General features: G+C 32.6%; 17 protein-coding genes. 4 read left to right on the forward strand and 13 right to left on the reverse strand.

Annotated features, from left to right (window positions below):
- On the forward strand, positions 1-954 hold the full coding sequence (locus tag ABD941_RS14425) for an AAA family ATPase (RefSeq protein ID WP_345274843.1): 954 nt from the start codon (positions 1-3) through the stop codon (positions 952-954).
- On the opposite strand, the gene ABD941_RS14430 is transcribed toward ABD941_RS14425, so the two are convergent.
- Positions 938-2647 carry a DUF8201 family protein gene (locus tag ABD941_RS14430; RefSeq protein ID WP_425557112.1) on the reverse strand — a complete coding sequence of 570 codons (1710 nt, stop codon included), beginning with the start codon at positions 2645-2647 and terminating at the stop codon, positions 938-940. The genes ABD941_RS14425 and ABD941_RS14430 overlap by 17 nt on opposite strands.
- Before the next feature lie 299 nt (positions 2648-2946).
- Here ABD941_RS14430 and ABD941_RS14435 point away from each other — a divergent pair, with 299 nt between their 5' ends.
- On the forward strand, positions 2947-5214 hold the full coding sequence (locus ABD941_RS14435; RefSeq protein WP_345274845.1) for an aconitate hydratase: 2268 nt from the start codon (positions 2947-2949) through the stop codon (positions 5212-5214).
- Between the two features lie 219 nt (positions 5215-5433).
- On the opposite strand, the gene ABD941_RS14440 is transcribed toward ABD941_RS14435, so the two are convergent.
- On the reverse strand, positions 5434-6360 hold the full coding sequence (locus tag ABD941_RS14440) for a leucine-rich repeat domain-containing protein (protein WP_345274846.1): 927 nt from the start codon (positions 6358-6360) through the stop codon (positions 5434-5436).
- Positions 6361-6605: 245 nt separating this feature from the next.
- Here ABD941_RS14440 and mazG point away from each other — a divergent pair, with 245 nt between their 5' ends.
- Positions 6606-7403, forward strand: coding sequence for a nucleoside triphosphate pyrophosphohydrolase (gene mazG, locus ABD941_RS14445; protein ID WP_345274847.1), 798 nt, complete (start codon positions 6606-6608; stop codon positions 7401-7403).
- A gap of 128 nt (positions 7404-7531) precedes the next feature.
- Positions 7532-10819 carry an Ig-like domain-containing protein gene (locus ABD941_RS14450; RefSeq protein ID WP_345274848.1) on the forward strand — a complete coding sequence of 1096 codons (3288 nt, stop codon included), beginning with the start codon at positions 7532-7534 and terminating at the stop codon, positions 10817-10819.
- Positions 10820-10875: 56 nt separating this feature from the next.
- On the opposite strand, the gene ABD941_RS14455 is transcribed toward ABD941_RS14450, so the two are convergent.
- The 11 genes from ABD941_RS14455 to ABD941_RS14505 all read right to left on the reverse strand — a co-directional run bounded on the left by ABD941_RS14455 (position 10876) and on the right by ABD941_RS14505 (position 23357).
- Positions 10876-12888 (reverse strand): DUF349 domain-containing protein, encoded by a 2013-nt coding sequence (locus ABD941_RS14455; protein ID WP_345274849.1) that lies wholly within the window; start codon positions 12886-12888, stop codon positions 10876-10878.
- A 106-nt stretch (positions 12889-12994) separates the two neighbouring features.
- Positions 12995-13735, reverse strand: coding sequence for a shikimate dehydrogenase family protein (locus ABD941_RS14460; protein WP_345274850.1), 741 nt, complete (start codon positions 13733-13735; stop codon positions 12995-12997).
- Positions 13732-14748 (reverse strand): DUF368 domain-containing protein, encoded by a 1017-nt coding sequence (locus ABD941_RS14465; RefSeq protein ID WP_345274851.1) that lies wholly within the window; start codon positions 14746-14748, stop codon positions 13732-13734. Before ABD941_RS14465 ends, ABD941_RS14460 begins: the two co-directional genes overlap by 4 nt.
- A gap of 2 nt (positions 14749-14750) precedes the next feature.
- Entirely contained in the window at positions 14751-15668 is a 918-nt protein-coding gene (locus tag ABD941_RS14470) for a polyprenyl-phosphate transporter (RefSeq protein WP_345274852.1), read from the reverse strand.
- Positions 15669-15748: 80 nt separating this feature from the next.
- Complete coding sequence (locus tag ABD941_RS14475) at positions 15749-17137, reverse strand: tetratricopeptide repeat protein (protein WP_345274853.1); 1389 nt, start codon at positions 17135-17137, stop codon at positions 15749-15751.
- Positions 17138-17293: 156 nt separating this feature from the next.
- The gene (locus ABD941_RS14480) at positions 17294-18478 is read right to left on the reverse strand and encodes an aspartate aminotransferase family protein (RefSeq protein WP_345274854.1); all 1185 of its coding nucleotides are present in this window, start codon (positions 18476-18478) and stop codon (positions 17294-17296) included.
- Between the two features lie 5 nt (positions 18479-18483).
- A complete protein-coding gene (locus tag ABD941_RS14485) occupies positions 18484-20286 on the reverse strand; it encodes an OstA-like protein (protein ID WP_345274855.1) in 1803 nt (600 codons plus the stop codon).
- A 174-nt stretch (positions 20287-20460) separates the two neighbouring features.
- On the reverse strand, positions 20461-21057 hold the full coding sequence (locus tag ABD941_RS14490) for a hypothetical protein (RefSeq protein WP_345274856.1): 597 nt from the start codon (positions 21055-21057) through the stop codon (positions 20461-20463).
- 42 nt (positions 21058-21099) lie between these two features.
- A complete protein-coding gene (locus ABD941_RS14495) occupies positions 21100-21258 on the reverse strand; it encodes a hypothetical protein (RefSeq protein WP_345274857.1) in 159 nt (52 codons plus the stop codon).
- A gap of 333 nt (positions 21259-21591) precedes the next feature.
- Positions 21592-22869, reverse strand: a complete 1278-nt coding sequence (locus ABD941_RS14500) for an adenylosuccinate synthase (RefSeq protein WP_345274858.1) — start codon at positions 22867-22869, stop codon at positions 21592-21594.
- 20 nt (positions 22870-22889) lie between these two features.
- Positions 22890-23357, reverse strand: coding sequence for a Fur family transcriptional regulator (locus ABD941_RS14505; RefSeq protein WP_345274859.1), 468 nt, complete (start codon positions 23355-23357; stop codon positions 22890-22892).
- Positions 23358-23487 lie beyond the last annotated feature (130 nt).

Below are 23487 nucleotides of genomic sequence, written 5' to 3' on the forward strand. Positions count from 1 at the left end.
ATGTCCGATGTAGCTGCTATCGAAAGATTTGTAAAACAATTTAAGACGTTAAAAACTGAAGTAGCCAAAGCTATTATAGGTCAAGATGAAGCCGTTACTCAAATTTTGATTTCTATTTTTTCAGGCGGGCACTCACTATTAATTGGTGTTCCAGGTTTAGCAAAAACCTTAATGGTTAATACTATAGCACAAGCTTTAGGACTGGACTTTAAACGTATCCAATTCACACCAGATTTAATGCCTAGCGATATTTTAGGAAGTGAGATTCTAGATGAAGATCGCCATTTTAAATTTATAAAAGGACCAATTTTTGCTAACATTATTTTAGCAGACGAAATAAATAGGACACCACCAAAAACACAAGCAGCTCTATTAGAAGCTATGCAAGAACGTGCCGTCACTGTGGCAGGACATCATTATAAACTAGATTTACCTTATTTTGTTTTAGCAACACAAAACCCTATTGAGCAAGAAGGGACCTACCCCTTGCCAGAAGCACAGTTAGACCGTTTTATGTTTGCTATTAATCTAGATTACCCTTCTTTTGAAGAAGAAGTGCAAGTTGTTAAATCAACAACAAATGATATTCAACCTAAGGTTAACGCTTTGTTTTCGGCAAAAGAAATAGTGGACTTTCAACATTTAATACGTCGTATTCCAGTAGCAGATAATGTTGTAGAATATGCGGTTTCAATGGTTGGAAAAACAAGGCCTAATTCTGATGCCGCTCCAGATTTAGTAAAAGCCTATATAGATTGGGGAGCAGGACCAAGAGCATCACAAAACTTAATTTTGGCAGCTAAAACACATGCCGCTATTAGTGGCAAGTTTTCACCAGATATTGAAAATGTACAAGCCGTTGCCCATAGTATTCTAAGGCACAGAATTATAAAAAATTATAAAGCCGAAGCAGAAGGTGTTTCAGAAGAACAAATTATTAAAAGTTTGTTTTAATAATTTCGTTTTCTGTCGGAACAGATAAAAAACCATCTTTCTGGTTTTTAGTTCTAAGCACTGGCGTATAATGATAATACGTTTTAATGTAATTAACTTGTTTTTTGTTTACACAAGGTAAATTACCATTACCAGTACCCCAAATAAACATATCTGAATTAGGCGAGTAAAATTCAAAACCATTAATAGTTTCTTTAGTGAATTTTGTTGTTGTTTTGGAAATACCTGCTGGAACAATAATATGTTTTATACTAAAACTATTGGAATCCATGGCAAGCGCATTATCTGTAAAATGTTTTAAGTTAATATTGAAAAAAACAGAAAAAGCACTAGCAACTATAGCGATACAAACAAGGTAGAAGCCTATCATTTTGTTTTTAAAAACAGAAATAAATATTTGTACAGACAAAAACATAATGAAGGCAAAGAAGAATCGATATTGCGGCGAATTATTCCAAAGAAGAATTAATTGCAAAATGGATAACGTATAAATAATAAATAGTCCAGATGCCTTGTTCTTCTTTAAAAGAAACCAAGGAAATAAAATAAGAAGTAAAATATAAAACGAATTAAAAAGACCGTCTAATTTTGGAATAGTAAGCCAATATTTAAAGGTTTCAAAAAAGTTTAAATGACTCGTGTCTACATTATTCATGCCATCCAAATAAGTTCCTCTTTTGTAAAAATTCAAGAGTGCTTTAGGTTGTTTCCATTCAAAATTTAAAAAATCAAATAGTTCAATAGGGTAAAAAAGATATCCAGAAATAATAGCGTTTTTACATAAAAATAAAATAAGCATGGTGCTACTAATGGCTATATAAGAAGCCAAACTTCCTTTTAGCGTTTTAAAATTTTGTACAAACAAAATAATACTGAGAACAATTAAAATAGCCATAGTCACTTTTACAAAACATAAAAAAAGAACTAAGCTTAAAATTATTTTAAAATCATTTATGGATATCGTATAGCGCTTTTCAAGAAATAAAAATAAGATATAAGGCGTTACCAAAAAGATGATAAGGTCTGGGGAAGGCGCATTTATAAATTGCATTAAAAAAATGGAGAATATTAGCGTTAAGCCCAAGTAAAAATTCTGAATGCTTTTGCTCGTCTCGTAATTATTCAATTTTTCCAAGTAAAGCAGTGACGCTAATATGAATAAATAACCATTTATATCATTAAAAATAGGGCATATAAAAGAAAAATTAAAACCAGCTTGTAAAGTGTGCCACGAAGAATTTTGTCCAAAAAAAGGATGTAAATTTACAAGGCCTTTCACATAACCATATTCATTAATCCATTTTATGGTTTGAATATAATAAGATTCGTTATCTAAAAGAAATGGTTTAGTTGAACTTTGAGCCAATACAATAATCAAGATAAGAATAAAAAGAAACCGGTATGATGTTTTAAGATTGAAAAAAGTTTTAACGAAAGAATTAAAATGAAACCTTGTTAAATTTCGAAATTTAAAAACAATAAAGACGTTAATAATAAAAACAAAAAGATAAAACTCAATATTTAGTCTTATAAAAAAAGCAGCAAGGCTACATAGTAGAGTGTAAAGTAAAAGCCCTAAAAAATGATGGATTATAGGGTTGCACTTTTGGATTCCAAAAACCTTTTTAAGGAGTATTCCAAAATTTAAAGTGGTAAAAAAAATATAAATCCAACTTAAAAGAATAAGTAACATAACCTGTAATTATTAGAACAAACATAGATAATTAATTTAACTATTAGCATACTATGTTTAGACTGGATTTAAGTCGCTTTTTTTAAATAGTGTGCTTTAAAAATAAGCACTCAATAATCAACCTTATTAAATCATCATTTTCACCAAAAATTAATGCAAAAAAAGAAATCATACTAAATTATAATATCACTATAATAATTTAGTATGATTGGGTGTATTATTGCGATGTTTATTTTTAGAACTTTGTATTAATTTTGTATTTTGCGTTACTTTAAAAAACAAAACTTAAATTATATTTTATGGCATTTGACATCAGTATGATAAAAGGTGTTTACACCAAAATGGCTGACCGTGTAGATAAAGCACGTGAGATTGTAGGGAAACCACTAACACTATCTGAAAAGATTTTATATTCTCATTTATGGGATGGAACGCCTACAAAGGCCTTTACCAGAGGAAAAGACTATGTAGATTTTGCTCCAGATAGAATTGCGTGTCAAGATGCAACAGCTCAAATGGCATTATTGCAGTTTATGCAAGCAGGAAAACCTAAAGTAGCAGTTCCGACTACGGTGCATTGCGATCACTTAATCCAAGCTAAAGAAGGTGCGGCAACAGATTTAAAACATGCAAATAGCGTAAGTAGTGAGGTTTTTAATTTTTTAGAATCCGTATCAAATAAATACGGTATTGGTTTCTGGAAACCAGGTGCTGGAATTATCCATCAAGTGGTATTGGAAAATTATGCATTCCCAGGAGGAATGATGATTGGAACAGATTCACATACTGTAAATGCAGGAGGATTAGGTATGGTTGCTATTGGAGTTGGAGGTGCTGATGCTGTAGATGTTATGGCTGGTATGGCTTGGGAACTAAAATTCCCTAAACTAATCGGTGTTAGATTAACTGGAAAATTATCTGGTTGGACTGCACCAAAGGATGTGATTTTAAAAGTAGCAGAAATTCTGACTGTAAAAGGAGGAACTGGTGCTATTGTTGAATATTTTGGACCTGGAGCAACATCTATGTCCTGTACAGGAAAAGGAACTATTTGTAATATGGGTGCCGAAATAGGAGCAACCACATCTACATTTGGATATGATGAATCTATGGAGCGTTATTTACGTGCTACCGATAGAGCAGATGTAGCAGATGCAGCCAATGAGGTAAAAGAACATTTAACTGCTGATGCTGAGGTTTATGCAAATCCAGAAAATTATTTCGATCAAGTTATTGATATCAATTTATCTGAGCTAGGACCACTTTTAAACGGGCCGTTTACACCAGATTTATCAACAGAAGTTGGTACAGCTATGACCGAAAAAGCCAAAGCTAATGATTGGCCAATTGTTGTAGAGTGGGGCTTAATAGGGTCTTGTACAAACTCGTCATATGAAGATTTGTCAAGAGCATCATCTATAGCCCAACAAGCTTTAGATAAAGGCTTAAAAATGAAAGCAGAATTAGGGATTAACCCTGGTTCCGAACAAGTTCGATATACTGCAGAACGTGATGGTATTCTTGATGTATTTGAAAACTTAAACGCAAAAATATTCACAAATGCATGTGGGCCTTGTATTGGGCAGTGGGCTAGATATAGCGATCCAAAAAATGCACCAAAAAATAGTATCGTACACTCTTTTAACAGAAACTTTGCAAAGCGTGCCGATGGTAATCCAAATACACACGCCTTTGTAGCATCACCAGAATTAACAGCAGCAATAGCTGTAGCTGGACGTTTGGACTTTAATCCACTTAAAGATAAGCTGATTAATGAAAATGGCGAAGAAGTGATGTTCGATGAACCAACAGGTTGGGAATTACCTCCAAAAGGTTTTGATGTTAAAGATAACGGTTATCTAGCACCAGAAGCAGATGGTAGCCATGTAAAAGTATCTGTAAGCGATGAATCAGAACGTTTACAATTACTAACACCTTTCCTACCTATTGGAAACTCTATTACAGGTGCTAAATTGTTAATCAAAGCTTTAGGTAAATGTACAACCGACCATATTTCTATGGCTGGACCTTGGTTGCGTTTCAGAGGGCATCTAGATAATATTGCTAACAATACCTTAATAGGAGCTGTTAATGCATTTGGTCAAAAAACAAACTTTGTTAAAAATCAATTGACTGGTGAGTTTGGTGGTGTGCCAGATACAGCACGAGCATATAAAGCAGCAGGAGTTAAAACAATAGTTGTTGGTGATCATAATTACGGCGAGGGCTCCTCTCGTGAGCATGCGGCCATGCAACCAAGACACTTAGGTGTCGCTGCGGTTATTGTAAAATCCTTTGCTCGTATCCATGAAACAAACCTTAAAAAACAAGGGATGTTAGGCTTAACCTTTGCAAATGAAGCAGATTATGATTTAATTCAAGAAGATGATACATTCAACTTCACAGATTTAAATGCCTTTGCTCCAGGTAAACAATTAACCTTAGAAATTGTTCATGCCGATGGTGCAAAAGATACTATTAAATTAAACCATACGTATAACGAGGCTCAAATAACTTGGTATAACGAAGGTTCAGCACTTAATTTAATCAAGAAGCAAAATGCGTAGTTTTTATAAGACTATAAATTATAAAAATCCAGCTTTTTAGCTGGATTTTTTGTTTTTGTAAAGGGCTGTTTAATGTCTATGCATGAAACTAGTTATTTAGATTAAGCTAACTGTTCAGTAAGCACAAAATAAACCTGTCAATGGTCAGGCTAGAAAATCCGTGAGTCTCTAATTTTATATGCTGTTAGCAATGTTTGTTTTTGAAAAACATGCTGTATTCTAATTACAAATTGAATTTAATTCTTGATAATCAGATTTTATAATATATGGATTTTGGTCATCCTGAATTTTAATACAAGTTAACTCTGGGTTTCTATCCACTCTTAAATCCACCAATTCAAGGTTGTTGCTTACATCAAGACTAGTAAGTGAATTGCTTGTAATATAAAGGTGCGTTAAATTTGTATTGCTATCAAGATCAATGTGTTTAAGTTTATTGCCAGAAATTAGTAAAGTCTCTAATGATGTATTGGTGCTAAAGTCTACTGCCTCAAGTTTATTAGATGGCATAAACACGTGTTGTAAATTTATTAATCCGTCCGTATCAATGAATTTCAAATCATTATGGCTAATATGTAAAACTTCTAAAGATTCATTATGAATACTAAAGTCCTCTAGATAATTCCAAGATAAGTCCAGATCCTTTAAATTTGTTGCGTTAGATAGTCCACTAATTGAGCTACTCGAACTAAATTCATTAGATTGTAGATCTACAAAAATTAAATTAGGATTATTACTAAAGTCAATACTGGAAATCTTATTTCCCGTAAGATATAAAGTATCCAATAAGGTATTATAACTTAAATCAATATTCTCTAATTCTTGATTGCCCACAGATAATAGCTTTAAGTTTACAAAGCCCTCAATGCCTGTCAAATCACTAATTTCACCAAAGTTGTTATGAAGATTTAAATCCAAAACACTTATAGCCTCTGCATCCGCCCTTAACATTTGTTGGTTAACAATACCGTCTGAATCTATATTCTGATTAATCAACTTTGTTTCAAAATGAATATCTGGAATTCTTAGATAAATATCATTTATCGGGATTGGCATTTCATCTTTACTTGAACACGATATAATGGTTAACAATGTTAAGACAAAGATTAGGCAGGTAATTTTATTACTGCAAAAAGAAAATTTCATTTAAGTTATTTTTAGTTATGATTTAAAAGACGGCTCTGAGGTTAAATTGTTACAGCAAAACCAAACTTTTTTTGATGTTATATAAAACTATTGCAGATACAAAAATAATGTCCCTTTTCAATACCGAAATAGACTTCGGCCCTGGTCAGTATAAAAGTCCTTGATTTGTATTTTCAATGTCATTTTAAATATAATATTATCAATCTATGGAAAGCAAAATTGTATTTTTACAAAAACTTCAAAAAATGAATTCTAGACAAGACCAACTTAAAGCATTTGATCGCTTGTTAACCATAATGGATGAGTTAAGAGAGCAATGCCCATGGGATAAAAAGCAAACCATGGAAACATTAAGGCATCTTACTATTGAAGAAACCTATGAGCTTGGTGATGCTATTTTAGACAAAGATTTAGAAGAAGTTAAAAAAGAATTAGGCGATGTGCTTTTGCATATTGTGTTTTATGCTAAAATAGGAAGCGAAACCCATGATTTTGATATGGCCGATGTGTGTCATACCATATGTGATAAACTCATACACAGACACCCACATATTTATAGCGATGTTAAAGTTGAAAATGAAGACGATGTCAAACGAAATTGGGAAACCCTAAAGCTAAAAGAAGGCAAGACTAGTGTTTTAGAAGGCGTGCCAAAAAGCCTACCTGCATTAGTAAAAGCCAATAGGATTCAAGAGAAAGTTGCAGGTGTTGGTTTTGATTGGGAAGCACCAAATCAAGTTTGGGAAAAAGTAGAGGAGGAGCTAAAGGAGTTTAAAACAGAATTGAAACTAGGTAACCAAGATAAAATGGAAAGTGAGTTTGGTGATGTTATATTTTCTATGGTAAACTATGCTCGGTTTTTAAATATAAATCCAGAAAATGCTTTGGAGCGTACTAATAAAAAATTCTCAAAGAGATTCCAATATCTTGAAGCTAAAGCAAAAAGTTTAAATAAGCCCTTAAAAGATATGACCTTGGCTGAAATGGATGTGTATTGGGAGGAGGCAAAGCAACTCCCAAATAAGACATTGGAAAATCTGTGATTTTCAAATTCAAACATTGGGAGGTGGTTTAAAATCTTTAGCCGTTTTATAGCGTTTTTTGTCCTAAATATGTGTAATACATGCTTTTTTGCCATATATTTATATAAAAAAGTCTATAAACCTTCCTAATGTATAACAGAACAAATGGCATAAATTATTATGCTATACTTTTATTATTGGCATCTCATTTATGTTATTCTCAAAATGTGGCACCTACATTAACAGCTATAGGAAATCAACTATACTGTCCTAAAAGTCAAATACATATTGTAACCGATTTTGACATTGTAGATCCAGACGACACAGAAATTGATGCGTTGTTTATACAAATATCTACAGGATATGTTCAAGGCGCAGACACTTTAATACTAACAGGCGACCACCCAAATGTATTAGCTGTATGGAATGCTACAGAAGGTAAACTAATACTAATAGGGAAATCGTCATCTCCAGTTAGTTATACGGAGTTAATTACAGCAGTAAAAAACATTGTCTTTCAAAGTATAAGTAACAACCCATCTAACAAAACGTTTTCAATAACTATTGGAACAGCTAACTTTTTGCCTTCAACAGGTCATTATTATGAGTTTGTTTCGTCAATTGGTATTACTTGGACAGAAGCTAAAACGGCTGCAGATAATAGAACCTATTTTGGCTTACAAGGTTATTTGGCTACAGTTACATCAGCAGCAGAAGCGCAATTAACAGGCGAACAGTCCTCTGGTGCAGGTTGGATTGGTGGTAGTGATGCTGAAACCGAAGGCGTTTGGAAATGGGTAACAGGACCAGAAATGGGTACTGTATTCTGGAATGGTTTAAGTAATGGATCGACACCTAATTATGCATTTTGGAACACAAATGAGCCCAATCAGGCTGGCGATGAAGATTATGCACATATAACGGCACCAACTATTGGGATACCAGGGTCTTGGAACGATTTAAGTAACACTGGAGCACCTAGTGGCGTTTATCAACCCAAAGGCTATATTATGGAGTATGGTGGGCTTCCTGGCGACCCTATTTTAAATATTTCTGCAAGTTCAAGTATATATACGTCACGTATTATAGATACCAAGTCAGCAACCATTTGTGGTAGTGGTGCCCTTAGTCTGGAAGCTACAGCTTTGGAAGGCGATGTATTATGGTTTGATACCCTTATAGGAGGTACTCCATTATATAATGGACAAGTCTTTACTACGCCAACTTTAAATTTCACAACAACATATTATGCTTTAGCTTCCGTAAATGGATGTTTAGAAGGCGTAAGAGTACCTGTTACTGCTACAGTTGTACAAAGACCAAGTATAGTTTCAATAAATAATGATTTAATTTGCGATTCCGGGTCAGGAGTTTTATCGGCTACAGCATCTACTGGCATTATTAATTGGTATGATGTTCCTACTGGAGGGATGTCGTTACATACGGGGGCATCTTATACTACACCAACCCTAAACGCAACAACAACCTATTACGTTGATGCTACAATTAATGGATGTACAACTTTGACTAGAACCCCAGTTACAGCAAGTGTGCAGGTTACATCTTTACCAACAGGAAATACCATACAAAGCTTTTGCGATATTGAAGAGGCTACCATTTCTAATCTTGGAATAACTGGAGATTCAATTTTATGGTACGCTTCAGCCTCTGGAGGTGTCCCGCTTGATACTTCAATACTGTTAACAACCAATACGTATTATGCCACCCAAACAATTAATACTTGTGAAAGTATGAATAGGTTGCCAGTAAATGTTACTGTATACGAAACAGTTGTTTTACCTCAAACTTCAAATATTCCTGATTTAAGTGTATGTGATTCTGATTTGGATGGTGATGACACGAACGGTTATGCAACATTCGATTTAACAACCAATGAGTCAATACTATTAAACGGAAAATCAAGTTCAGATTTTACATTTTATTATTTTACAGATGCGGCTTATACGAATTTAATTCAGACACCTTCAAACCAATTTATAAACACCATTCAAAACAATCAAACGGTATATGTTAGGATTGAGAATAATCTTGATGCGACCTGTTATACAGATATATCATTTGATGTTAATGTATATGAACTTCCTGTAATTCAACCTTCAATAACACTTATTAACTGTGATGAAGATACTGATGGTTTTACAAATTTTAATTTAAATGAAGCCAATGCTATTATTTCTAACAATAGTGAAGAATTAACCTTTACTTATCATCTATCACTATCTGATGCCAATACTAACAAGGTTAACACAATAAATGCATCATCATTTAATAATACTATAGCAAATGTGGTGTATGTTCGTGTTGAAAGTATTGAGGGATGTTTTAGGGTGTCTACCATAAACTTACAAGTTTCTACAACGTCTTTTCCACAAGGATTTTTACAAGAATTGGAAACTTGTGATGAAGATGATGTAAATGATGGATTTTATGTTTTTGACTTAAACCTAGCTTCGGAATTGTTTATTGCTGAATTTCCTAGTGGTCAAAGCTTAAGTGTCCATTATTATAGAAATCTAAATGATGCCCAGTTAGAACAGAATGAAATAGTATCGACTAATGCTTATAAAAATGAAGAAGCGTTCTCGCAATTACTATATGTACGTGTTGAGAGTGATGATAATGGTGCATGTTTTGGACTTGGACCTCATTTGTTATTGACTGTGCATCCTAGACCAGAATTTGAAATTGATCAAACTGGAGTGTATTGTTTAGATAATAATCCAATTTCACTTTTTACCTTTAACCCGAAAGGAGCATATAGCTACGAATGGTATGATGCTAATGGTGGTATTGTGAGCACACAGTCTAATGCTATTGTGACTGTTGGAGGGCTTTATTCGGTTAAAGCGACTTCTAATTTTGGTTGTGAGTCTTTTGTGGAATCTTTTGAAGTTGTTGAATCTGCTAAAGCGGTTATAGAACGTGAAGATATTGCCATTGTTGAATTATCGGATAATAATAGCATAACAATAAATAATGAGAATAACAATTTAGGTATTGGTGATTATGAGTTTGCATTAGATGATATAAATGGACCATATGGAGATGAACCTTTTTTTGATAGGGTAGGCGCCGGTTCACATATTATTTATGTAAAGGATAAAAATAGATGCGGTATTGCCGAGTTGGAAGTTTTTATTCTGGGTTTCCCTAAGTTCTTTACACCTAATGCAGATGGATATAATGACGTATGGAAAATTAAGGGTTTAGGTTTAGATTTTTCAAGTGTTTCAACAGTTCGTATATACGATCGCTACGGGAAATTAATTAAGCAGTTAAATGCTAAAAATGGTGAATGGACTGGTCAGTTTAATGGTGAATTATTGCCAGAATCAGATTATTGGTTCATTGCGGAATTGGTTGAAATTTCTGGACGTATTAAAACGTATCGTGGGCATTTTAGTTTAATCAGATAAAAAAAGCAACTGAGTTTTACCCGTTGCTTTTTGTAATTATTATTGTGCGCTAACCCTTAATAGAGTTCTTTAATTTTACTAAGTTTATTTTTCAAGAGATTTAAAGATTCCTTGTGCGCCTTAATATTATTATGAACGTCTTTTACTAGTGGATTGTCCTCGTCAACATTAGTAAAAAATTGTAAATTGTTTTCCAACTGATTAATCTGACTATTGACTTCGTCAATTTTTTTACGAATAAATGAGTGTTCATTATCTAAATTTCTATTGTCATCAGAAGTATTAAGGGAATCCAGTTTGTTTTCATACTTAATCATTTCAACCTCGTTCTTATCCATTTTCAAACGGGTTAATAATCCATCAATAATTTTCTGAAATTTACCTTCAATATAACGTTTGTCATTAGGGACTCTACCCAATGTTTTCCATTGCTTTATATATTCTTTTATAGTAGCTAGACCTTTGTCTTTATCACTTGGCAGTTTTAGACCTTTTAAGGTACTTAATAATTCATTCTTTTTGTTGTATGCATCAACTTGTTCTTGACTTGCGGCATTTCTTTTTGCATGTATTCTGTCAAAATAATGGTTGCAAGCTGCTTTAAATTGCTTCCAAATTTTATCGCTGTCCTTTCTTGGAACGTGACCGGTTTTTTTCCAATCACTTTGGATTTTTTTCATCAAAGGTGTGGTGACTTCAAAATCGTCACTATCTTTATTGTCTTCAGCAATTTTAATCAAATCTAATTTTAATTGAAGGTTTTTATACTGATCTTTTTTAAGACCTTTATAAAACGCATTCTTTTGTCTGTTAAATGTTCGTACAGATTCTTTAAACTTGGTCCAAGTATTTTCATTTACTTTTATAGGTACTTTTCCAGCATTAAAAAAAGCTTCTCGTTGTTCTTCAATAGCTTTTATTTTCTTTTGCCATGCACTATGAGATTTGCTTTCTTGAGCATTTATTGCATCAATATTAGCAATGATTTGAAGTTTGACCTCCAAGTTTTTTTCATGAATTTTATCTATATCCTTATAATAGAGTTGGCGCTTGTCGTTAATTGTTTTTGTAGCGGCTTTAAAACGCTCCCAAATGTCTTCACGATGTTCTCTTCCAACTGGTCCAAGCTCTTCTTTCCACATTTTGTGCAATTCTTGAAGTTCTCTAAAGGATCGCATAACATTATCATCTTTTGCCAACTCCTCTGCACGCTCAATAATTAGTAATTTCTTTTCTAAATTATGTTTGAAATCTAAATCGCGTAAATCTCTATTTAAGTGTAGAAAATCGTAAAATCGTTCTACATGGTGGTGATAGCTATTCCAGGCATTATTGTATTTGTCTCTAGGGATTGGTCCTGTATTTCTCCAACGGTCTTGTAGTTCCTTAAAGTGCTTATAAGTAGTATTTATATTTTCTTCTAAGTTGAGCAAACCTTTTAATTCTTCTATAATTTCAAGTTTGTCAGCTAAATTTTGCTTTAAATTTTTCTCTAAACTTTGGTAATGCTCATTGACTTTTTTTCTATAGGCTTTGTAAGCCTCTTTATATCTTTTTTGAATGGGTGAAGAATAATAAAAATCAATTTCGTTACCACCATCATTTACAAAATCTTCCTTTTTTTCATCAAGTAATGCTTGGAACTTTGTTTTAAATACGGCATTTATATGATCAACATGCGATTTTATAGCTTGAACTTTTTCATTCTTTAAAAGCTTTTCTAGTTCAATAGCAAGTGATTCTAAAGACATGGTGTCGTACTCTTTTACCTTGATCTTGTGTCTGTCTTTATTGCCTTCATCTTCAGCGTCTTCAGCATTGGATTCTTCAATTTCATTTATAACTTCATCTTGCTCTTCAACACTATTTGGGTTTTCCTCTTTTTCGTTTTCTGTTTTGCCTACTGCTGCTTCAAGCTTTTTATCTCCTTCAATAGCATCATGAGTTGTTTCTGCATCTTTAAGCGATGCGGATTCAACGTTTTGATTTCCATCTAATTCTATTGAGTTTTCATTAGAATTACTTTTATTGGTTTCCTCTGCTTCAGGCAGTTTATTAATATCAGACATTTTAAAAAATGTTAAGGTTCGTTATATTACTTTTGACTTTAAAGATACTAACAAGTAAAGTATTTACAAAGTACAGTAAAGGGTTTTAATGTTTTGTTTGGAAGTTTTATTTTAAATTCCAGATAGACCAGGCTTTTTCGGCTTGCAATTTTAGCATGTTTAACCCATTTATAATGGTGGCTTGGTTTTGCTCACCTTGTTTTAAAAAACTGGTTTTTTCTGGATTGTAAATGAGGTCGAATAGAATATGGTTTTTGTTTATGGCATGATAAGGAATACTTGGACAATCATTAACATTAGGAAATGTGCCTAATGGTGTGCTGTTAATAATGATTTGATGGGCTTTAATATCGCTTTCTTGTAAGGTGTCATAAGAAAAGTCAATATCTTTTTTGAGTTTTCTTGAAACATATTGATATGAAATCCCCATTTCTTTTAAGCTATAAGCTATAGCTTTACTAGCACCTCCTGTTCCTAAAATTAAAGCTTTTTTATGGTGCGATTTAATAAATGGCTTTAGTGTATTTTTAAAGCCGTAACAATCGGTATTGTAACCTACTAATTTCCCTTTTTTTGTTATTTTAATGGTGTTTACTGCACCAATGGCTTTAGCTTTTTTGTTTATTTTATCTAGATAAGGAATAACTTGTTCTTTGTAAGGAATGGTAACATTTAGTCCTTTTAGCCCTTTGGTGTTTTTTATAATTGAAGGAAATAAATCAATGTTCTCAATATCAAAATTTTCATAAGACGTATTATCAATGCCTTCATCTTCAAACTTTTTTTTAAAGTATGATTTTGAAAATGAATACGATATATTTTTGCCTAAAAGCCCTAATTTATTCATTTGGTTTTTCTTGTTTTTTGCCCGTACCATTCTAATGCTAACACTATTAAAATGCCAAGGAGGATAAAACCAATGGCATAATAAGTTTCTGTATTTAAGTTTGGAATAAAACGTTTGTAGTTTTTTATAACTTTAGATCCAGTAGAATCTAAGAGAAAACTATGGTCTTCATTTAATTTATAAATTGTTTTTTTCCATGGCCATACAACTCCTAAAGACCCTATAATAAAACCAATAATGGCAGATAGGGTAATACTTTTGAAATGCTTTAATATGTAACTTAAAAAATGCGAAAATGTAACTAAACCAGTAACGGATCCTAGAGTAAATACACTTAAAACTTTAAGCATTCGGATGCGTTCTGCGTCTTTGAAAAAGCTAAAATCTCCACTTAGAACATCAGAAAGAGTATCGTATAATGCATTGACAGAATCTACTAAAAGCAGCACATAGTTTCCTAAAAGAATGAGAATGAACGAGCCAGAAAAACCAGGAAGTGTCATTCCCGAAACACTAATAATACCACAGAAAAAAACAAACCAAAGATTATCATTTTCTTTGGCGGGATTAAAAAAACTAATGCTAACACCAAGTATAATACCTATGGCTAAAACCACGTACGTTTTATAATTCCAATCTTTAAAATCTTTATTGATATAGTAAATAGAACCTATAATCATTCCAAAGAAAACACTCCAAACATAGAGCTCATAATGTTTTATTAAATAGTCCAGAACTTTAGATATACTAAAATAACTAACGATCATCCCAAAAAAAAGTAAGCTTAAAAATCGCCCATTTATATATCTATAAAAACTTTTAAATCGCCCATTTATTAACAGTTTAAAAGCCTTTCCATTTACTTTTTTAAGCGAATAGATAAACTCTTCATAAAAACCTGCTACAAAGGCCACAACTCCACCAGAAACCCCAGGAACTTTATTGGCAGCACCCATCCCTAATCCTTTTAGGATCAGAAAAATTTTATCGGTAACCGTTCTAGTGCTTTCCATGGTTATTCCTTAGACCCTAATTTTTCAAGAATAAAAATAGTTGAAAATCCAAGAACCATCAAAATGACTGCAAATAGTATTTGGCTGTCTCCATCAAATGAAAACGGAGATATGCTTTCTTGTAATAATGGTTTTTCTATACCTTTAGAATTTGTGTGCCATGATATGGTTTTTTTCCAAGGCCAGACTTTATTTAATGACCCAAAAATAAAACCAGTAAGTAAGGCTAATGTAATATTATGATAATGTTTAAAAAGCCATTTTAGTAAGTGGCTAAAACTTAACAGGCCAACAAGGGCACCAATGGAAAAAACCATTATTTTTTTTAGATCGATGTGATGTATAGCATCACTTAAGGCTTTGTAAGCGCCAAGAATTATTAAAATAAATGAACCGGATATACCAGGTAATATCATAGCACAAATGGCAATAGCTCCAGCAATAAATAGAAACCAAGGACTTTCATTCGTGTCTAAAGATGGAAGTTTGCTAATATAAAAGGCAATAATTGCTCCAATAATTAAAAAAATACTAACTGCAATATTCCATTTTGTAATTTGTTTTCCAACAAAATAGATACTGGCCACAATAAGACCAAAAAAGAACGACCATATTAAAATGGGATGAAACTCAAGTAAATATTTTGCAAGTTTCATAAAGGAGACAAAGCTGATTATAATTCCAGACATAAGTGCCAGAATAAAATTTCCATTGAGTTGCTTCCAAAAAGGTTTGATGCCTTTACTGAAAAGTGTCTTAAAAAGTGAAAGATTTACATTGCTTATTGTTTCAATTAATTCTTCATAAATACCAGAAATAAATGCGATAGTTCCTCCAGAAACTCCAGGAACAGCATCTGCGGCACCCATTGCTAATCCTTTAAAAGAAATGATTAAGTAATCTTTGAGACGTCTTTGCATATTGTAATTTTAATAGAAAACCAAAGGTATACATTTGGCAACTAATAAAAAACTAATATGTGTGAAGTACAACGGTTAACTTATGGATTTGTTTTAAGTAAGTTTTTTACAAATAGTTTATTGGATACTTTGGGAAAAAGTTCTTCAATGATAAAAGCGTATTCTTCGTTTAGTCTTAAACCATTTTTTAGATGGAAAGTCCCTTTGTTGTTTTCATTTAAGGAAAAATATAATCCAGCCAAACGATATTCTAACTCCGCACTTTCTGGATAAAAATCTAAAGCTTGCTCAAAATTATATATGGCAGCCTGTGGTTCGCCTAGCTTAATCAATAAATCGCCACGTGATAGCCAAGTGTTTAATTCGTAGTTGCCTAGCTCCAAAGTTTTTTTAAAACCACGTTCTGCTTCTTCGTAAAAGTTTAGTCTGTGGTTAATTTGCGAATACAATTTCCAATAAGTAACGTTTTCAGAATCTATATTTATAGCTCTATTAATAAAATATAAAGCTTTTTGGTAGTTCTTTTTTCTGTTGTAAAACCTAGTAATGGCAATCCAACCTTTGTCTAATAAAGGGTCTTCATGGACTGTTCTGTCGTAAAATTGAAGTGCTAAATCATCATTGTTCAATTTTTCGTAACAACTACCAATACGTAATAGTGCAAAAGATGTTGGTTCGTCTAATTGTAATGTAATGGTATAATTTTCTATAGCATCTTCATAACGCTTTAATTTTTCTAAAACTTTACCGCGTTCAAGATAAGCCCCAACAAAAGTATCATCCGAAATAATGGCAAAATCAAACGATGTTAATGCTTTGTTATAATCTTTTAAAGTGAAATATTGTTTACCTAATTGATGCCATGCCACTTCGCAGTATGGGTTTTTATCTAAAAACAGATTTAGATATGAAATGGCTTCTTCATGTTGTTTTAAAAACTCAAAGCAATATATAATATTGTATAGCGCAGAGTAATCATTTAAATCGGATTCTAAACATTTCATAAAGTATGTTTTGGCCTCTTCAAATTGATCTAGAAAAAGGTACTCCATTCCAATTAATGAATATAAATCAACCACATCATCAGTGAGTTGTAATGCTTTTTTTAGAACTTCAATAGCTTGTTCATGATTGTCTTTTTTAGAGTATACATTGGCCTTTTGAATGTATATTTCTTCATTCATTGGGTCTAAACTGTGCAATTCGTTTAATAGGGTATCTGCTTCTGGGAGATTATCTTCAAAAACAAAAACTTCAACTTTAAAGAGTTTCAAATTTATAGAGGTGGGGTGTTGGTCTAGACCTAATTTTATGGCTTTTTTCGCTAAGGCGATTTTACCTTGGTTTAGATAGTGGTGAATGATGTTTTCAAATTCTTCGGAATCAAAGAACAAAACATGATTTGTTTTTAACATCGATTCAAACTTAGTAAGAGGCAAATTGTTGTTGTCGTTATGACTAAACTCCATAAGCACATTTATAAGATTCTATATCAATAAATTTAAGCTTCTATTTGCCTTTTAGCTTAAGAATAGATAAATGTTTTTAACAAAGTAATCAACATTTATTATGTTTATGTGGGTTTTTACTTCTTTTTGTTTGATAATCAGAAAGTTGAATGCAGACTACTGCGTTTGTATTTCATCCAAAAGGGCAATAATTATTTGGCATCCTTTAATTATTTCATCGTTTGAGATGGTTAAAGGTGGGGTTATTCTAACTGCTTTAGGTTCAAAAAGCAACCAAAAAAGTATTAATCCTTGGTCTTGGCATTTGAGAATTAATGTATTTGTTATATTTTCTGAAGCTGTGATTAAGGCTAGCATAAGTCCTTTTCCTCTAATTTCCTTTATGAGCGGATGTACCAAAAGTTTACGGAAAAGTTGTTCTTTTTCTAATGCGTTTACCATTAAATTACTTTCTGTAATTTCTTTTAAAGTTGCTAATGCTGAAGTTGCAATTACAGGATGTCCGCCAAAAGTTGTTATGTGTCCTAGTTTTGGATGGTCTTGGAGCAAATCCATGAGTTTGCTAGATGCTGTAAAAGCCCCAATGGGCATACCGCCTCCTAAACCTTTACCGGTTACTAATATATCTGGAATACAGTTGTAGTGTTGAAAACCAAAAAGCTTACCTGTTCTACCTATTCCTGGTTGAATTTCATCTAAAATTAAAAGTGCCCCAACTTTGGTGCATTGTGCCCTTACTTTTTCTAAATACCCATTTTTAGGTTCTATAAAACCTGCTCCACCTTGTATGGTCTCTAAAATGACACAGGCTGTTTTGTCTGTAATATGCTGTAAATCGGCTTCAGTATTAAAGGTGATAAATCTAACATTTGGTAAAAGCGGTCTGAAGGCTTGTTTCCGTTCTTCATACCCCATAACGCTCATAGATCCCATGGTGCTACCATGATAGGCTTTGTGTGCTGCAATTATTTCGCTTCTTCTGGTAGCGCGTTTTGCGAGTTTTAAAGCACCTTCAATAGCTTCGGTTCCAGAATTTGTTAAGTATGTCTTTTCTAGAGGTTCTGGGAGGTTTTTTGCAAGTAATGTGGTGAGTTGTACTGCTGGCTTTTGGATATATTCACCATAAACCATAACATGCATATATTTGTCTAATTGTGCCTTAATGGCGTTTACAACTTTTGGATGGTTGTGGCCCAAAGGGCAAGCGGATACTCCAGCGACAAAATCTAAATGCGCTTTATTATTGGTGTCATAAATATAGGAGCCATTAGCATGCGAAATTTCCATAGCTAACGGATGGGGTGTGGTTTGTGCTTGATATTTAAAAAAATCAGACTTCATTCTTTTTATTTATTTGAAGTCGGTTTTTTTATTGAAGGTTTCTTTTGCTCCTTTTTTTTTATTGTATTATTTTTCAAAGGTTTTGGTAAATTCCTTGATGCTTTGGATGCTTTTCCTTTACTTAATTTTACATTGTCATCAGCTTCTTTAACACGTTCCAGCATCGCTTCATCAACAAAATCCTCTTGTGGGATATAATCTTCCAAACCTTTTATGATTGGTAATTCCAAAGGCGGGTCGTCATTAAATAAATCGTTAACGCTTAATGGGCGTTCTTCTTCACGCCAATCAAAACCTTTCAAGAATTTTTCTTTTTCCGGGTATTTAGATTCGGGATACATGTCACCATCTACTTGATTAAACCTTGTGTATTCATCAATATCACCATTAGCAAATAAAATAGAAATGCTTCCAGATTTTGCTTTGTCAATACCAATAAGTTCTTGCTTGTCATTTCGAGCATAAAAAATGGATTGTGCATTTTTAGTAATATCTACCTGTCGTAATTCGTTTTTATCATTAAATAAACCTACCAGTCGCATACCATTAATTTGATTGTACCCCGTTTTACTTATGGTGTCTTGGCTAATAACGAAGGCATTGTTAAAAACGAGTAGGGAGTCTATTTTTTCAGTCTCGTTATTGGATATTAAATGGATGGTATCACCAGTCATTTGATTTTCTAAATTCCACATGATGGGTTTGCGTGCGGTAGAAAATTTATCACCAGAAGAAAAACGAGGAATGTTTATGAGTTTGGTAACACCTGTTTTTTGACTGGTATGAATGGAATCTGCTTTTCCGCTTAGGTCAGATTTAAATAGTTTGGCATTATAGTAAGCATTGATAATTCTGTTGTCTGGCTTACCTGTTACCATAATTTTATCGGCATGCAGGTAAACTGAATCTTTTTCTTGAATGGTTATGGCCAATGCACGTTTGGTTATGAATAAAGAATCCTTTTCTTTGAAAACTTCGGCATAATGTCCTTTAATGATACTTTCATTTATGGTATCTGTTACTTTTATATTATTGGTTGCTGAAGCAAAACTGATATTATTGTCAAAATATAAACTATCTCCTTCAATAATCCTGTTATCGTAATCGATTCTTGCGTTTTTTATAGCATAGCCTACTTTGTTTTCGGTGTCATAAAACCCTTTTTCGCAATAGGTTTTACTGTCTTCTGTAGTTATGGTTGATGGACCAAATAAATAGGCGTAACCCGTATCTGAATAAAAATCGAAAAAGTCTGAATTAATAGTCGATTCCTCATTTACCAAAACAACATCTTTAACAAATTGATACTTTTTTATATCCATATAATACCGACCAATTTTACTGGTAATAGTCCCTGACGAATCTTTTACAACCGTACCTCCGCTTTTATAAAAGGCTTGTTGTTTAAAACGATCCATATATAAGGTATCTGAAGTTATTGTAGAATTGGGGTCTTTTAAAACCACATCGCCACTAGCAAAGGCCAATTCGGTAATACCACTATATTCAATATATTTTGAGGTCATATTAATGGTGTCTCCCTGTTTTAATATAACATTACCATAGGCCTCAATAAAATTTTCTTTGCTGTAATGTATGGCTTTATCGCACCACATATTGGAACCTCCGTGTTCTATATGAACTTGTTGGGCATCATCGCGTGTTAAGATTTTTGCACCAGGATAATTGGCTTCATCTATGGTTAGTTTACCAGCATATTCAATTTTAATTTTCTTTTTAGATTGAGCATTGGATATGTAAACAACGCCAATAAAAAGCATAAAAAGTAAAACTTGTAGTTTGTTCAAAATATAAAAAGTTTGTAGCAAAAATAACGATAATTATAATGTATAATTGTTTTGAAACAAAAAACGCTCCAAAATATTATGGAGCGTTTTTTTAGTGAATTTATTTTAATTCAATTTTCCTTTGCTTTTTTATGAAAGGCATAGATTTTAAAGAATAATTAGATATTTTTATTATTAGTCCAATGACAAATCTAAGGCATATAAAATATCGTCCAGTCCAAAATAAATGTAAATTTTACCGTTAGGTTTTATTAATAAATGATTTATCTTAAAATTGGAATTCTGAAAAAATAACTTCTCTAATAAATTGTATTCATCTAGATAGATGTGTTTCTCTTTATTCGATTCAATTTGTAAGCCTTTGGAACCAATTAAGAAAGATTGATACCTATTGGAATTGTTTTTTACCCATTTCCAATATTTTTTGTGTTTGGAATCTTTATAGATTTTCTTGTCATTTCCTCTATACAAATGTATCATTGTCTTTTTTCCTTGGTCAAATTCTGAGCCAATTATTTTTGTCAAGAACATTGTTATTTGCTGATGCTGAACCGAATCAAGTTTTCCAGTATTTTTATGAAGGTATATATTTTTAACAATTGAAGAGTCATTTTCAATTTTTCTTGTGTAAATTTTTCTATCATCAAAAGATTTAAAGTCTGCTTTGGTTATTTCATTATTTTGAAAATAATAGTAAGTCTTTTTGTTGGAATTTTGACTAAAGCAGATTATTGAAATTAAAAATATTAAAGTCGTTGTATTTTTCTTCATAATTATAGGTGATACAAAGACAAAGTTTCATTATAATATACTTTATCTAATCTTAAACAAATGTTTAAGACTTGTTGGTGACCGTATTTTAAACCAATGTCCTTTTCTTTTTTCTAGCTTTCCTAAGCTCTTTTCTTTTTCTTCGTTCTCTTTTTTTCTTTGCTTTTTTTTCTTTTGTGTAAGCTGTACTGGTTTTTTCATCAATACACCCTGTTATATCAACATCGTAATTTAAATTCTTTAATTTATATTGTAATGAAATTACCGCGTCACTTTTTAATTTTATTAATTCACAATCAACCTCTTTCCATTCTGTTTTTGAATTTTCTGTTGATCTACAATAGCACTTTCCAATTTCAGTTTTTCCGGGTAGGCTGAAATCTTGAGCCTGAACGAAAAAGGAGTAAGTTAAAAGTGTAATTAGAAATATTTTTCCATAAAAACATTAAAATTTAAATTATCCACAACACAAATATAAAGAAAAAGACTACTTAAAAAGTAGTCTTTAATTTAAAATTTATGTGAGATTATATTTTAGTGTTCTCTAAAAATAGTTTGTTTTCTATCTGGTCCTACCGATACAATGGTAATAGGAATTTCTAATTCTTTTTCTAAAAATGCTATATATTCATGCAAAGCTTTTGGAAGTTGCGATGCTTCAGACATTTCAGTTAAATCTTCATTCCAGCCATTAAAATCCGTATAGATAGGCTCTACGTTTTCTGGTTCAATATTGTATGGCAAATGTTGAATAACTTCACCTTTATATTTATAGGCTGTACATACTTTTAAAGATTTAAAACCAGAAAGCACATCGCCTTTCATCATCATGAGTTGGGTTACACCATTAACTTGGCAGGCATATTTAAGTGCAATTAAGTCTAACCAGCCACAACGTCTGGCTCTACCAGTAGTGGCTCCAAATTCGTTTCCAACTTTAGCCATGGTTTTACCATCTTCATCAAATAATTCCGTTGGGAATGGGCCAGAACCAACACGGGTTGTATAGGCTTTAAATATACCGAATACCTCGCCAATTTGATTTGGTGCGACACCTAATCCTGTACAAGCTCCAGCTGCAGTGGTGTTACTTGATGTTACAAACGGGTAGGTTCCAAAATCGATATCTAATAACGACCCTTGGGCACCTTCGGCAAGTATGGTTTGTCCAGATTTTTGTGCCTGATAGATGTATTCTTCAGAATCAATAAATGTTAATGATTTTAATACATCTACAGCTTTAAAAAAGTTATCTTCCAATTCAGCTAAGTCATATTCTATATCGACATTGTAATAATCGACCATAGATTCATGCTTATTAGCCAATGCTCTATAGCGTGCTTTCCAATCACTTAATTCTAAATCACCCACACGAATACCATTTCTACCGGTTTTATCCATATATGTTGGACCAATCCCTTTTAAAGTCGAGCCGATTTTAGCTTTCCCTTTTGATGCTTCACTAGCCGCATCAAGCAATCTGTGTGTTGGTAAAATAATATGTGCTTTACGAGAAATCAGTAAAGATTTTCTATAATCGACACCTTGTTCTTCAAGTTTGTCTAGTTCGCCTTTAAAAATCACGGGGTCTATAACAACGCCATTTCCTACTAAATTAGTTGCGCCATCATGAAAAATTCCTGATGGAATAGTGTGCAAGACATGTTTTCTGCCATTGAAAACCAATGTGTGTCCTGCATTTGGACCACCTTGAAAACGTGCTATTATATTGTAGTTAGAGGTTAGTACGTCAACAATTTTTCCTTTGCCTTCGTCTCCCCATTGTAATCCTAGTAGTAAATCTACTGCCATTGTAATTTCTTGTTTGTTAGTTATTTATCCCGATGGTTATCGGGAGATTTTCTATTTCCGTAAAAATAAAGTGAATGGTTATTAATTTCAATATCGAAAACTTCTTCGATTGTTTTTTTTATAGATTGAATTCTAGGGTCGCAAAACTCAATAACTTCCCCAGTGTCTGTAAGTATAACGTGATCGTGTTGTCTATCAAAATACGATTTCTCGTAATGTGCTTGATTTTGACCGAACTGGTGTTTTCTAACTAAACCACATTCTAAAAGTAATTCTATGGTATTGTATAGTGTAGCGCGAGACACACGATATTTTTTGTTTTTCATATTTAGATATAGGGATTCTATATCAAAATGCTCATTACTGTTGTAGATTTCTTGAAGTATAGCATAGCGTTCGGGTGTTTTTCGATGCCCGTTGGTCTCTAAAAAGCTAGTAAATACGCTTTTGACTATATCTTGGTTTTTTGTGTCTGCCTTTGCATTCATAATTTCGTCGCAAATTTACACTTTTTTTGGAGACTGTTTAAGATATAGGGTTGGAATTTTTATTTACTATTTTTATTGTTGTATGGCGCAAAATTTTTAGGTGCCGCGGAGTCTGGTTTTTGTTTAAATT

It is taken from the genome of Flaviramulus aquimarinus, from assembly GCF_039543205.1.
In the GTDB taxonomy this organism is placed as follows: Bacteria; Bacteroidota; Bacteroidia; order Flavobacteriales; family Flavobacteriaceae; genus Flaviramulus_B; species Flaviramulus_B aquimarinus.

Bases quoted from the DNA above. Each gene is read 5' to 3' on its own strand.
- ABD941_RS14460 (WP_345274850.1), bottom strand. From the start codon at position 13,735: ATGAATAAATTAGGGCTTTTAGGCAAAAATATATCGTATTCATTTTCA.
- ABD941_RS14465 (WP_345274851.1), bottom strand. From the start codon at position 14,748: ATGGAAAGCACTAGAACGGTTACCGATAAAATTTTTCTGATCCTAAAA.
- ABD941_RS14505 (WP_345274859.1), bottom strand. From the start codon at position 23,357: ATGAATGCAAAGGCAGACACAAAAAACCAAGATATAGTCAAAAGCGTA.
- ABD941_RS14495 (WP_345274857.1), bottom strand. From the start codon at position 21,258: ATGAAAAAACCAGTACAGCTTACACAAAAGAAAAAAAAGCAAAGAAAA.
- ABD941_RS14440 (WP_345274846.1), bottom strand. From the start codon at position 6,360: ATGAAATTTTCTTTTTGCAGTAATAAAATTACCTGCCTAATCTTTGTC.
- ABD941_RS14450 (WP_345274848.1), top strand. From the start codon at position 7,532: ATGTATAACAGAACAAATGGCATAAATTATTATGCTATACTTTTATTA.
- mazG (WP_345274847.1), top strand. From the start codon at position 6,606: ATGAATTCTAGACAAGACCAACTTAAAGCATTTGATCGCTTGTTAACC.
- ABD941_RS14455 (WP_345274849.1), bottom strand. From the start codon at position 12,888: ATGTCTGATATTAATAAACTGCCTGAAGCAGAGGAAACCAATAAAAGT.
- ABD941_RS14500 (WP_345274858.1), bottom strand. From the start codon at position 22,869: ATGGCAGTAGATTTACTACTAGGATTACAATGGGGAGACGAAGGCAAA.
- ABD941_RS14490 (WP_345274856.1), bottom strand. From the start codon at position 21,057: ATGAAGAAAAATACAACGACTTTAATATTTTTAATTTCAATAATCTGC.
- ABD941_RS14435 (WP_345274845.1), top strand. From the start codon at position 2,947: ATGGCATTTGACATCAGTATGATAAAAGGTGTTTACACCAAAATGGCT.
- ABD941_RS14430 (WP_425557112.1), bottom strand. From the start codon at position 2,647: ATGTTACTTATTCTTTTAAGTTGGATTTATATTTTTTTTACCACTTTA.
- ABD941_RS14480 (WP_345274854.1), bottom strand. From the start codon at position 18,478: ATGAAGTCTGATTTTTTTAAATATCAAGCACAAACCACACCCCATCCG.
- ABD941_RS14470 (WP_345274852.1), bottom strand. From the start codon at position 15,668: ATGCAAAGACGTCTCAAAGATTACTTAATCATTTCTTTTAAAGGATTA.
- ABD941_RS14475 (WP_345274853.1), bottom strand. From the start codon at position 17,137: ATGGAGTTTAGTCATAACGACAACAACAATTTGCCTCTTACTAAGTTT.
- ABD941_RS14425 (WP_345274843.1), top strand. From the start codon at position 1: ATGTCCGATGTAGCTGCTATCGAAAGATTTGTAAAACAATTTAAGACG.